Annotated in this window: 10 protein-coding genes; 1 reads left to right on the forward strand and 9 read right to left on the reverse strand. The window is 25.9% G+C overall.

Annotation, left to right across the window (positions count from 1 at the left end):
- Positions 1-46: 46 nt before the first annotated feature.
- The 7 genes from BM027_RS00970 to wsfD form a co-directional block, all read right to left on the reverse strand.
- Positions 47-1402, reverse strand: coding sequence for a PFL family protein (locus BM027_RS00970; RefSeq protein WP_090087899.1), 1356 nt, complete (start codon positions 1400-1402; stop codon positions 47-49).
- A 13-nt stretch (positions 1403-1415) separates the two neighbouring features.
- Positions 1416-1685, reverse strand: a complete 270-nt coding sequence (locus BM027_RS00975) for an ACT domain-containing protein (protein ID WP_090087901.1) — start codon at positions 1683-1685, stop codon at positions 1416-1418.
- Between the two features lie 178 nt (positions 1686-1863).
- Positions 1864-4002 carry a cellulose biosynthesis cyclic di-GMP-binding regulatory protein BcsB gene (locus BM027_RS00980; protein WP_090087904.1) on the reverse strand — a complete coding sequence of 713 codons (2139 nt, stop codon included), beginning with the start codon at positions 4000-4002 and terminating at the stop codon, positions 1864-1866.
- A gap of 15 nt (positions 4003-4017) precedes the next feature.
- Positions 4018-5268 (reverse strand): glycosyltransferase family 2 protein, encoded by a 1251-nt coding sequence (locus BM027_RS00985; protein WP_090087906.1) that lies wholly within the window; start codon positions 5266-5268, stop codon positions 4018-4020.
- Between the two features lie 14 nt (positions 5269-5282).
- Positions 5283-6755: a DUF2334 domain-containing protein gene (locus BM027_RS00990; RefSeq protein ID WP_090087909.1), complete on the reverse strand. Its 1473-nt coding sequence runs from the start codon at positions 6753-6755 to the stop codon at positions 5283-5285.
- Positions 6739-7593, reverse strand: coding sequence for a GGDEF domain-containing protein (locus BM027_RS00995; protein ID WP_090087911.1), 855 nt, complete (start codon positions 7591-7593; stop codon positions 6739-6741). Before BM027_RS00995 ends, BM027_RS00990 begins: the two co-directional genes overlap by 17 nt.
- Before the next feature lie 13 nt (positions 7594-7606).
- Positions 7607-9061, reverse strand: a complete 1455-nt coding sequence (gene wsfD, locus BM027_RS01000; RefSeq protein ID WP_090087914.1) for a glycan biosynthesis hexose transferase WsfD — start codon at positions 9059-9061, stop codon at positions 7607-7609.
- Positions 9062-9478: 417 nt separating this feature from the next.
- Here wsfD and BM027_RS01005 point away from each other — a divergent pair, with 417 nt between their 5' ends.
- On the forward strand, positions 9479-10579 hold the full coding sequence (locus BM027_RS01005) for an acyltransferase family protein (protein ID WP_175559913.1): 1101 nt from the start codon (positions 9479-9481) through the stop codon (positions 10577-10579).
- A gap of 923 nt (positions 10580-11502) precedes the next feature.
- Here the strand turns inward: BM027_RS01005 and BM027_RS01015 are convergent.
- Complete coding sequence (locus BM027_RS01015) at positions 11503-12006, reverse strand: QueT transporter family protein (RefSeq protein ID WP_090087921.1); 504 nt, start codon at positions 12004-12006, stop codon at positions 11503-11505.
- A 384-nt stretch (positions 12007-12390) separates the two neighbouring features.
- Complete coding sequence (gene galE / locus BM027_RS01020; protein ID WP_090087923.1) at positions 12391-13380, reverse strand: UDP-glucose 4-epimerase GalE; 990 nt, start codon at positions 13378-13380, stop codon at positions 12391-12393.
- Positions 13381-13543: the final 163 nt, after the last annotated feature.

Raw genomic sequence — 13543 nt, forward strand, 5'->3', positions numbered from 1 at the left:
TCATTTGATTAAAATCATCATATTTTTTAATTAAATATATTTTAAGCTAGTTCTTAAATGAATGTATAGGTGCTGGAATTCTTCCACCTCTTTGTGCAAATAACTCTGATGAATTTGGATTAACTTTCATTACAGGTGCTGTACCTAAAAGTCCTCCAAATTCTACCATATCTCCAACTTTGCATCCTGGTGCTGGTATTATTCTAACTGCTGTAGTCTTATTATTTATTACACCTATTGCTGCTTCATCTGCAATCATACCTGCAATTGTTGAAGCTGGAGTATCTCCAGGAATTGCAATCATGTCAAGTCCAACTGAACATACACATGTCATACCTTCTAATTTTTCTAAATTTAATGATCCGCTATTTACTGCAGCTATCATTCCTGCATCCTCTGATACTGGTATGAAAGCTCCACTCAAGCCTCCAACATGACTACATGCCATAACTCCACCCTTTTTAACCGCATCATTAAGCATTGCAAGCGCTGCTATAGTACCATGAGTTCCAACTTGTTCTAAACCTATTTCTTCTAATATTTCTGCAACTGAATCTCCAACAGCTGGTGTTGGTGCTAGTGATAAATCAACTATACCAAAAGGTACATCTAATCTTCTTGATGCTTCTTTTGCAACTAATTCGCCCATTCTAGTAACTTTAAATGCAGTTTGCTTAATTGTTTCAGCAACAACATCAAAAGATTCTCCTCTTACTTTTTCAAGAGCTCTTTTAACAACTCCAGGTCCACTTACTCCGACATTTATAATTCTTTCAGCTTCTCCAACTCCATGGAAAGCTCCTGCCATAAATGGATTATCTTCAACTGCATTTGCAAATACAACTAGTTTTGCACATCCAAAACCCTTTGCGTCCTTAGTTAATTCAGCAGTTTGTTTTATAACGTCTGCCATGTCTCTTACAGCATTCATATTTATTCCTGCTTTTGTACATCCTACATTAACAGATGCACAAACTTTTTTAGTTACTGCTAATGCTTCTGGAATTGACTTAATTAAAATCTTGTCTCCTTTAGTGCATCCTTTTTGAACTAATGCTGAGAATCCACCTAAGAAATCTATTCCTAACGTATGAGCTGCTCTGTCTAAAGTTCTTGCAAACTCAACATAATCAGTTTCATTAGTAGCTCCTGCAATTATTGACATTGGAGTTATTGAAACTCTCTTATTAACTATTGGAATACCAAATTCTGATTCTATTTGCCTACCTACTTCTACCAAATGTTGCGCAGATTTTGTAATCTTATCATATATCTTAATTCTAGCTTTTTCTCCATCTGAATCTATACAATCAAGTAATGAAATACCCATTGTAATAGTTCTTACGTCAAGCTTTTCTTCTTCAATCATCTTTATTGTCTCAAGTATATTATTAGTATTCATAAGCCCCTCCTAATTATAGTGAATGCATTGATTTAAATATTTCTTCTCTTTGAATCTTAACTTCTACTCCAAGTTCATTTCCTTTAGATGTTAATGCTTTATGGATATCTTCAAATTGTCCTTTCATATTTTCACAATCTAATATCATCATCATAGTGAAAAAACCTTGCATTATAGTTTGATTAACATCTAATATATTGATGTTAAATTCTTGTAGCTTTGCGCTAACGCCTGAAATAATTCCAACTTTATCTTCCCCAATTACTGTTAATATTGCTTTCATGCTTATCTTCTCCATTCATATTTTGATTTGTGATCAATATAAATATATTGATAATACTTTCTAGGATAATTTAAATTTTATAAAAACGCCCTAAATAGTAACTTTATTCTATAATTTATATAAGCTTTTGTCAATTTTATAAAGAACATTTTTAATTATTTTCTTGTTATTGTTCGTGTTATTTTTTATTCCTTTTCTTTTCTATAGATTTATTTTTTGAATAATATAACATACTTGCAACTATTGCAAAAATTATAAACAATATCATTAACCCTAAAAGTCCTTTAGAGGTAGTGTCTAATGAAACTAATCTACTATAAACAGGCTCTTTTGTCTCTTTTTTCATTTTATAAGTTTTTATGTTTCCATACTGATCAATAACTGCAGAATCTCCATTAAGCTCAAAATTTTTTTTTGATGAAGATAAATATTTTAATGAGTTTCTTAATATATCCTCTTTTGGTGATGTTAATATAAGCATTGCTTTTTGAGGATTAAACGATGATATATCTAGTTGGAAAGTAGCAATCTCGCTAGAATATGGATCTGTTAAAATTAATTTCTCATTAGATAGGAATTTTAAATTATTATCGTCATATTTAAACCACAAATCATCATTTATTTTTTTTATAAGTTTATTATTTTCTGGAGTACCATAAATTATTAAATTATTTTCCTTTTCTTCTCCATTTAAGTTTAAACTTCTGATAGCCTTTAAATTTCCATTATTATATGCTAAATCTTTTCCTAAATAACTAAACACTTCCCCAATAGCACTTAAATCTTCCGAGGATAAATTATCTGGAATAACTATTAATGTATCATTGTAAAGTCTATCTTTAATAAATGGGGTTCCATAAGTAGAAAAGTAATAATCTTTTATATCACTTAATCCAGTATAAATATATGAATCCCCTGTTACTAATGCCCAAGGCATTTCTTCTTGTCTTTTTTCACAATATAAATTTGGTATCTCTAAATCAAAAGCTACTTTCAATTCAATGTAGCTTGTCATTTTTACATCATTTGGGATAGCTAATTCTACTTCATCTCCTGTAGCACTTTCTTTTTCTAGTTTCTTGCTTCCTATAGGCGTTCCATTCATATAAACTGTTACTAATGCACGATCAAAATCCAAGTTTTCTGAATATCTCATGAAAAGCTTTATTTTATCTCCTACAACTAACATTCTATTTTTAGGTAATCTATAACTTAAGGTTGCACTTCTTGTAAATGCTCCTTTCAAATTAATTTCATCTGCTCCCATATCTTTAAATGTAATTTTTTCACTTTCGTCAATTGTTTTTGTTTCTTCTTTTAACTCTTTATTAACATTAAATGTATCACTATTAAATTGGAATTTAAGATCATCATTCATAAGTGCTTTAACACCTTTTATAAGATTTTTTTCATCATCACATAAAATAACCATAAGCTTAATATTTGAATTATGATTATATGGTGAATTTAAAACCTTAATTGTACAATCTTCATTATTTTTATGGTCTACATTTATCTCTTTAGGAATGTTATTATAATTTCCAATATAAATACCATTAATATATCCATCTTTTGAAAAATCACTATATTTTACTATTTTTCCGTTATAATCTCCATTTGCATATATCTTACCAAAATATGAATTTAAAAGTAATGCAGCACTTAATTCACTATCACTATATTTATCGGGAATTATTATAGATGAATTTGGACTTTTTTCATCAATTTCCTTTAAATATGGATATGGAAAATTTGAAATTTTATTATCAGCTACAATATTATTAAAGTTTACCTTAACATTAGAATCTCCCTTTATTGTAATCCAATTAGCAAGGTTAACATCGTCTACACAAGGTAAATCTGAAATTCTTAAATAACTCTCTAATTTAAATTCATTATTTCCACTTATAAGCATACTACTTGGAATTGTAACCTTAATGTTTTGAGTTTCTAAATTTGAATCATAATATATTTTTTTAGAATAAAACGGAGCACCATTTACAGAAAATGATACATAAGTATCTTTATTTTTATCTACTAATTGGTTAATTGATAATTTAACCTCTGCTTCTACAGAACTTACCTTCCACCATTTATTAATATTAAAATACCAACTATGACTTGAAAATACTCCTTTAAAAACTATATCACTACCTGATTTATAAGTTTTAGTATTAACTGCATTCTCTATATTAGCTGAATTTATAATTGGCTGTGCTTTTACATTTAAAGTTAATAGACTTTGAAGAAAGGCACTTATTAAAAATATAACCAATACAATTTCTATTTTATCCCTTATATACCTATAATTTCTCATATTAATACCACCTTATTAGAATCTCTCAGTCTTATACCACTTAGCTTCTCTCTTAAATAATACATCCTTTACATAATTATAAAATCCTATAACTGCAACAACTGCCCATAATTTACAATAAGTAAAATACATGATTAATATAACAAATATATTCTTTAAATTTAATTCTCCCTTTTCAGTTGAAATTGCAACCATTATTGAAAGGTCAAATACTAAAAATGCCATAACCCATAAAAGTATCCCATATCCACTAATATGTATATGAATTATATCTCCAAAACCTAAAATAAATAAGATATCTGATAACACACTAGCAGATAAAAAAAATAAATAAATCATAGTATAATAAAGTATGTCAAATCTAGTAACCCCTGCACTTCGCTTAAATAAATACTTGAAATTCTTGATTACAACATAAGTATTTCCCTTTGCCCATCTAGTTCTTTGTCTAATCCATACCTTTAGAGTTTGAGGTTCTTGCTCCCATGTCACAGCTAATGGCATGAATTTTATTTTATATCCCATTCTATAAATTCTAAAACTTACTTCTGTATCCTCTGTTATAGCTTTTGTGTCCCAACCATTCATTTTTTCTATTATGCTTCTTCTTACTACAAAATTAGTACCTGGAATAGTACAAAGTTTAAAAAGCTCCCATCTTCCAGCTTGTGCCATCCATTGATATGTAATTGTTTCTACATTTATAAAATTAGTTAATAAATTCTTATCTTTATTTCTACACCTAAACTTTCCAATTACTGCACCTAAGCTTTTATCTTCAACTAGTGTTTGCACTAAATATTTTAAAGCTTTAGAATCTGGAGTGTTATCAGCATCATAAACTGCTAATACTTCTCCTTTGCTTTTTCCAAGTCCAATATTAAGTGCATTTGATTTTCCCCTTCCACCAGTTATATTATCAGTATTTATTATTATTAAATTTCTATCTGGCACACCATCTTTAATCTCTTGTAAAATTTTACATGAATTATCGCTAGAATTATCATTTATTATTATTATTTCATACTTGTCCTTAGGATAATCTAATTCTAATAACGATTTTACTGTTTTTGTGATAACTACAGCTTCATTATGAGCTGGAACCATTACTGATACAAACGGATAGTGTTGAAGTTCTTCATTCATCTTCTTATTATGTACTTTTGAATAATATATATATCCAAAAATAACTAAAATAATATTTATAAATATTATTATCCATATAACAATCAATGAATATAGTGCCATATAATCAAATATATTCATGTTTATTTTTTCTCCTACTTAAAGAATTTGTTTCTGTCTATTTTAATACTTATTGAAACAATTATGATAAAAATAATTGCTACAATAAAAGTAATCATCACTATAATTTTATTGCTCTTAGCTAAATTTATAGTAATTTCTTTATCATAACTTTTAACTTCTGCATTTATGACATTTTTATATTCCTCACTATTAATAAACCTTTTTTGTGTTACAGCTTTATTTGATAAAAGAATTCCTTTTTTGTTGCTTTTAATATCTATGTTCTTATAATTTATATGAGCATTTATATTATAAGTACTTTTAAAATTTATATCTTTATTTATAAAATAGTCTACACAACTTTTAAACTTATCTATGCTTAATTTACTACTAACTGTTACTGCTACATTATTATATAGTTCTTCTAAAGATTGATTGTTCTCACCATTAAATTCAACTTTTTGTATTATATTTTCATAAGGTCCATTAACGTATCTGTTAAAATCTAAAACTCCAATTTCATCATTAGACTCTAAAAACAATGTGTTACTATTTTCTAATAGTATTTTTAAATCATCTCTGTATAGATAGTATTCATTTATATCAAGTGCAATCGGATAAACCCAATAATTTATGTAATTTTCAAAGCTCTCTTCTATATTTTTATTTATTATATTTCCACCTATTTCTCTGCTCTTTAATGCTGGAAAACTTAAAACTATTTCTCCCCCATTTACCTGTGCATATCTTAAAACTTCTGCAAATCTCCCCATTGCTTCTAGATTTTCATTTTCAAACACTGGTGTTACTTTCATGAAAAACGGAATACCAAACTTTTTTAAATAGTTAATTTGCTCTACTAAAAGATTGAGGTCATTAAATGGAGTTACTTCATCAATGTAAAAATAGATATTATTACTTGAATTTTCTTCTTTTCTAAAAGACTGATAAACTGCATTATATATATGTCTATATTCATAATTATCAAATTCTAAAATTCGTATGTAACTTATATTATCAATTTCAGTAATTAATTTAGTAATATCATTACTTTCTTCATTATGTTTCGCTTCATTCAAATTATCCAATAATCCTTTATATTCAATTTCTGATATTTTATATTCACCTACAAAATTTACAAAGTTTTTTCCAAGCCAAAATATTTTTTTGTTATATCTAACTAAATTTTTTTTAACTTTTTGGCTTAAACTATCATCTTTACTGCACACTATAAATATCCCATCATAACTTAATAAATCTTCATCTTCATAAGATTCTAACCTAATAATATCAACCTTTTTTCCAGTAGCTAATGCTAATTTATTTACATCATTTAAAACATTCTTTTCTTCTCCATATTCTTTATAAGCATCGTACAAAATTAATACCTTAGCTACATTATCATCACTATAAGCTACATTTACAAAAAATAGACTATTTATAATAATAAAAATTTCTAATACGAATATCCATTTATAATCAAATAATTTATTCTTGTATATCATACTCAACTTCCTTTTCCGCCAGTTTTAAAAATGTCATAACATCATCTATGGATTCATCAAAAGTGTAAGTTCCAATTTGAATATCTAAATTAATATTCTTATAAATTGAATCTTTTATAAATTCAAAATTATTAATATTTTCTCTAAATCTATTTTTGACAATTTTAGAACCTTCCTCATTTGTAATAGTTATAAATGCCAATGTCCTGTCATTTACTATATATTTTACATCTTCTTCTCTTAATGATTTATCAAAAACATAACAAGCTTGAATTAATAATTCTCTATATTTTTCCCTTCCTAAAATACTTTTTAATTTATCACTAAATTTAAATTTAACCATAATTAATGTTACAGGTAACTTATGTCGCTTACTTATTTTCATATATATTGGTAGCTCCATCATTAATGCTCTATTATTTCTTATGCCTGTGCTTTGATCAATCATTATAAGTTTTGAATTTTCTTCTTCTAGTATTCCTACTTTTATTTGTAGTTGCATTATATTTTTTGATAACAAAGATATTATTAATGCTGTAATTGGAATTAATATAAGCCAGTAATATGTATTAAAGTTAATATCAACATTATTTACAATTTTAATATATAAATTAAAACTCATATAACAAAAATCACATATTAAAGTTAATACTAGTGCAAGTGTAACATTTGTATAATAACTTACAACTCCAATTATCATAACAACTGTAAGCATGAAATAATTCTCAAATGAATTAACAAAATCAAAAATTTTAAAACCCATACAAACCATAAAAAAATATGCTATTAAAATTGTTATCAAAATATCAACTTTTTTTCTAACATCTACTTCATTCATATTCTATATCACCTTATGCTTTCTTTAGCATTAAACTAATTAAATAGATAAATATTAAATCAAATGTCATATTATACATAAATACATGTTTTGCTAAATCTGCATCTCCTGCACCTATCACTGAAATAATTACTTGAGAAAATCCTACTAAAAATATATAAAAATACGCTTCTTGTATAAAGATCTCCTTAATATTTTTATCTCTTTTACATTTTATAAACCTTCTTATAGAAATATATAAATAAATAGCTATTGTAACTAATGAAAAAAGTATATTCTTGGGTATAATTTTATCTTTAAAAGTACTCCATAAAGCAAAAAAATAAGATTTTTGACCAAATGTTTTATTTGCTTTTTTTTCATAATTTCCTATAACCTCTGGTCTAATTGAATAAGAATTTGAAAAACTTGCCTTTGCCATTTTTAGTATTACTTTCGGATGAGTAACGTAATATGATAGTATCTTCCCTATTGGAAATTTCTTATAATAATCATCAATTAGATCTTTATCATATAAATCTGTTAATGTAGTTTCTTCAAAAAAGTTTGTATCTTTTAATAATGAATATTGACTACTTATATTAAAATTTTTTAAAATTTCGTCTGGATTATCTTCATTTAATAATATTCCTCTATTCATAGCATGGTAACTATTAATATATTTAAAATCTCCAGTTATAGATTCATAAAACACTGCTGAGCTTATTATAAAAATTATAAATAAAATAAAACTTATTCCTTTTAATATTTTTTGTTTTTTTAAAGTTCCTATTTTAGCAAAAATAAACGCTATTAAAATGCCAACTGGTGCTAATTGTTGCTTTGCACCAAAAAATAAAAATGATGAAACTCCAAATAAAAACAATGTGCAAACATTAACTTTATCAAATTCTATCATGTACATAAGTATTCCAATGCTTAATAAGAAGCAACAAATATTAACCCCTTCTCCAAAAAACGAATTATAATATGCAAAATATCCTGTATCACAAAATATTAAAGTAATTAATAACACAATTATCATTTTATATTTAGGCTTATCTATTTTATTAATTAAAACCTTAACTAGTAAATAAATTCCTGTTGCTTGAATTAATAAAAATAAGGCTGACATAAATCTAATATCTAAAATATAGTCTTTATTAAAGAGCTCATCTATAAACACTGCTATTTTTATAAAAATTGATTGAGTTGATATCAATATCTTTGCGTAATCATTATTATATTTATATATTCCATAATCTTTATTAAAATAGCCTAAAAATATATCCTTATCTTCTTTATTTATATGATAGACTCCATTTTGATTCATAACTCTATAAAAATCTCCATTATCTGCCATACCTATAATTGGTGATACAAATAAAGTGAAAATTCCTATAATAATAACTAGAGAAGCAGCTAAAAATGGATAATTAATTTTGTTAAATATCTTATTAACTTTAAAATATAATACAGATTTTTTCACTGTATTTCACAACCTCTCTATACTTAAAATAAAACACCTTAAATTTATATTTATATTTGCTAAAAACATTATATAAATATATTATTATCAAATTTTGTTTAATTATATATTTTCTAAAAACTTTCTTCATAATAATTGTACAGAAGATTTAATATCATGAAGAATATACCTAAACAAATTTATAATATAAGGAATTGTAAAATAAATAACTATTAAAAAGTACATAATATAATTATATTTTTATATTTCAGAGCATGAATTTTATTGATATTGTTATATATGTATTACAATATATAACAATATCAATGCGGTTTTTAACAAGCACTTATTAATAAGTTTAAAATTAAAACTTTAGTACTAAGGCACATCTTGAGACTGTTATTTTATTTAATGTGCCTTAATAATATGGAGGAAAAAATGAGACGAAATGAAATTGATTGGATTAGAAATATATGTGTATTATTATTATTATTTCTCTTCCATACTGCTTCTATATTTACATATTATGAACCTTGGTACATTATTTCTGAAAATAAAAGTTGGTTAGCAACCATAATTTATATCTTATGCGTTCCTTGGCACATGCCTATATTATTCTTTTTAGCTGGTGCATCAACAAAATTTTCTTTAGATCATAGAAGTAAAAAAATATATATTCAAGAAAGAATAAAAAGATTATTTGTTCCGTTTATATTTGGAATGCTAATTTTAGTACCACCTCAAGGTTATTTTGGAATACTTCAAAGAGGAAGAAATGTAGAAAGTTATTTTCAACAATGGAAATATTTTTGGAGTAATGTAACTAATATACCTTATGATGGTAGCTGGGGACCAGCTCATCTGTGGTTTATATTATATTTAGTTATTATTTCTTCATTTGCTTTAGTTATTATTAGAAGTTTAAAAAAAGAGTTTATGCAGAAATTTTTACTAAGACTTAAATGTAAGCTATGTAGTAGGTATTCCTTAATTTTTATGATACTAATATTGTCCATTGCTGATGCTACTCATTTAGCAATTGCCGAAAAAAATATATTAACATTATTAATAGTATTTTTAATGGGATATATTGTTTACGATGATACAGATTATTTGGATTATATAGACAAACATAAAAGAAAAAGTTTATTCATAACTTTCTGTTTGATTGTACCTTATATAAAAGTTATTTTATATTATTACAATATAAATGACAGTTCTAATTTAGGATTAGAAACAATATTATCTGTACTGAGAAATGCTATTATGATAACGACTATTGTAACTATTATTGGATATGGCAGGAAGTATTTATATAAAGGCGGAAAGGTTCTTAAATATTTCAATAAGGCTTGTTTTCCAGTATACATATTACATCAAACAGTTATTGTAATACTTGGATATTTTCTTCTTAAGCTTAAATTACCTATTTATTTATCAATTTTAATAATTATAGTGAGTTCAGTAATTATAACATTTGGTATTTATGAAATTTTGAGGAGAATAAAACCAATGAGATTTTTACTTGGAATTAAGTAGAATAAGGAATTTTAACACTTCCTTATATCTTCCTTAGCAACTTTTGTATTTATTAAAATACGTTTTTCATCTAAAATTCCTTTATTTAGGTATTGTAAAATAAATAAAATGAGCCCCATTAGGCACATGAAAAAAAATAACAAGTCCAAAATTGCCATAAATATTTTTCATCAGGCAAGGAGACGAATTGCCCTCATAGCAGGCCTATTAGGTCAATTTGCCGATGAGCAGAGAACCAAAATCTATGATTTTGTGTGAATCGCTTACTCAGTGAGCGTATGCGAATCGAGCTTCCTATGATGGAAAATAGGCTGGCAAATGGACTTGTTATTTTTTTGATTGTGCCTTAAGTAGATTTCACAATAATTACTATTGTAAAATCTATTTATTAGGGCTCATTTTAATTTTTGGCTCTGTTTTAGAATAGTGTTGATATTGTTATATAATAGCGAACTGACATTGAAATTTGCTTTGTAGAACTCTTAATGGATATTTGTACTATTAATTGCTTGTCACAATCTTTGATTGGGAACATGCATTAATAGAACTAATATTCATTTTAGAGTTCTTAAAGTAAATTTCATCGTCCACGAGCTTTATATAACAATATCAACACTCAGCTAAAACAGAGCCTAATTTTTAAATAATAGAATAGTGAATAATCCTAATAAGTATCAATGTTATTATTAATAACAGTTTATAAGTGAAATTATTTGGTATTTTAAATCCTTCATCATCTTCTTCACTTTGTTTTTCTTTTACCATATCTATTAGATCTGAGACTATTGAAAAAAATAGCACTGCTATCAAAAAAATATATACAAATATATTCACCTGCTTTTCACATCCATAATATTCTTTATATAATATATGCATTCTTTAAGCAGTTTACTAACCTTATAACTCTTGTACTGTTATTTTTTTTAGATGCCTAAAATTAATTTTTTATACTTATTTTGAATTAATTTAAATACAGGTATTCCTAAAATTGTTACCACAACAAATTCTCCTATTGCAACTTCCCCTATTGATAACAAAAGTGGTACATCCAATAAATAATTAAGCATGCATCCAATAATTAATCCATTAAATATTGTTGGCCATAATGATGCAATAAATAAGGCTATTTTATTGTTTTTACTATATTTAGATGTTAAAGAAATAGCAGATACACTAATAAATGTAGCTAGTGTTCCAAAAACCACATCCATCATTCCATTTGGACCAAGTAAATTTGCAATAAAACAGCCTAATGTAAGTCCACCAATATAAAATGGATCAAAAAATGCTAATAAAACCATTATTTCTGATATTCTAAATTGAATATTCCCATAACTTATAGGCGCTAAAGCAAAGGTTAATGCTGCATAAAGTGCTGCTATAATTGCTGTCCTTACTAATCTTTTAATTGTATTGTCTTTTACCATTTAAAATATTCCTCCTAAAGATTTTAATTATAATTTAAGCATTCTAAATAAAATAAATAGATAATAATTATTAATATTACTAAAAACATATAAAGATAATAATCTATTAACTTTTTTTATAATAACTTAAACAAAATAACCATAAAAAAATCGTAGGATCTTAATCCTACGACAAATAAAACATAACAAATTTAAAAAACTTTTAGTGAAAAATACATAAAAGTCCTAATATTCATTAATTATTAACCGTAGTTTTGTTTTAAGTCAGGAGGCTCACGAACTGACCATATATTAAATTTAATTCATATACTTAAAATTGTATCAATTAATCTTAGATATTACAATCTTTCTTTGTTATTCTTTTGAATATTCCTTGTTAAAAGATTATTTTTCATATCCATTTTTATTGTTTATATGCCACATCCATGCATCTTCTATAATCTTCTTTATGTTTGTTCTAGTTGGATTCCATCCCAAAATATTTCTAGCTTTATCTGAAGATGCTACTAATTTGCTAGGATCTCCTGCTCTTCTTTCTCCTATTTTAGCTGGAATAGGATGTTTTGTAACTTCTCTTGATGCCTCTATTATTTCTTTTACAGAAAAGCCTTGACTACTTCCTAAATTGAAAATATTACTTTCTCCACCAGAAATTAAATATTTCATAGCTAAAATGTGAGCTTCTATTAAGTCCTCTACATGAACATAGTCCCTTACACATGTACCATCTTCAGTATCATAATCTTCTCCATATATAGTTATAAAATCTCTTTTTCCTAGTGCTACTTGAAGTACTATAGGAATTAAATGAGTTTCTGGATTATGATCTTCTCCAATGCTTCCACCGTCTCTTGCACCTGCAACATTAAAGTAACGAAGAGATACATATTTCATTCCATATGCTTTATCACACCACTTCATTATTTTTTCCATAGTAAGTTTTGTTTCTCCATAAGGATTTGTAGGTTTAGTTTCCATATCTTCTGTTATTGGAATTTGTTTTGGTTCTCCATAAGTTGCTGCGCTTGATGAGAAAACTATATTTTTTACTTTAAATTCATTCATAACTTGAAGTAATATTTGTGTACCATATACATTGTTATTAAAATATTTAATTGGGTTTGTCATAGATTCTCCAACTAAAGAGTTTGCAGCAAAGTGAATAACTGCTTCAAATTTTTCTTTTTTAAAGACATCTCTTAAAAATTCTACATCTCTTATGTCTCCTTTATAAAATTTAGCTTTTTTATTTATTGCATCTTCATGTCCTGTTTGAAGGCTGTCCACAACTACTACATCATAATCATTATCTATTAATTGATTTACTGCGTGAGATCCTATGTATCCTGCGCCACCTAAAACTAAAATACTCATCTTGCAAAACTCCATTTCTTTTTTATTATATATGTTCTAACTTAATATAATTCATTATTTATATTGTTAATCTCTAAAGAAATACTAGAGATACTAAATAAATTCAAATGAACAATTATTTTTAGAATATGTATATGTTATATCATATTATTAGCTTAACTAA

Source organism: Clostridium uliginosum (assembly GCF_900112485.1).
GTDB lineage: Bacteria > Bacillota > Clostridia > Clostridiales > Clostridiaceae > Clostridium > Clostridium uliginosum.

Excerpts from the sequence above, each read along its gene's own strand:
- BM027_RS00970 (WP_090087899.1), bottom strand. The coding sequence starts at position 1,402 with ATGAATACTAATAATATACTTGAGACAATAAAGATGATTGAAGAAGAA.
- BM027_RS00975 (WP_090087901.1), bottom strand. The coding sequence starts at position 1,685 with ATGAAAGCAATATTAACAGTAATTGGGGAAGATAAAGTTGGAATTATT.
- BM027_RS00980 (WP_090087904.1), bottom strand. The coding sequence starts at position 4,002 with ATGAGAAATTATAGGTATATAAGGGATAAAATAGAAATTGTATTGGTT.
- BM027_RS00985 (WP_090087906.1), bottom strand. The coding sequence starts at position 5,268 with ATGAATATATTTGATTATATGGCACTATATTCATTGATTGTTATATGG.
- BM027_RS00990 (WP_090087909.1), bottom strand. The coding sequence starts at position 6,755 with ATGATATACAAGAATAAATTATTTGATTATAAATGGATATTCGTATTA.
- BM027_RS00995 (WP_090087911.1), bottom strand. The coding sequence starts at position 7,593 with ATGAATGAAGTAGATGTTAGAAAAAAAGTTGATATTTTGATAACAATT.
- BM027_RS01005 (WP_175559913.1), top strand. The coding sequence starts at position 9,479 with ATGAGACGAAATGAAATTGATTGGATTAGAAATATATGTGTATTATTA.
- BM027_RS01015 (WP_090087921.1), bottom strand. The coding sequence starts at position 12,006 with ATGGTAAAAGACAATACAATTAAAAGATTAGTAAGGACAGCAATTATA.
- galE (WP_090087923.1), bottom strand. The coding sequence starts at position 13,380 with ATGAGTATTTTAGTTTTAGGTGGCGCAGGATACATAGGATCTCACGCA.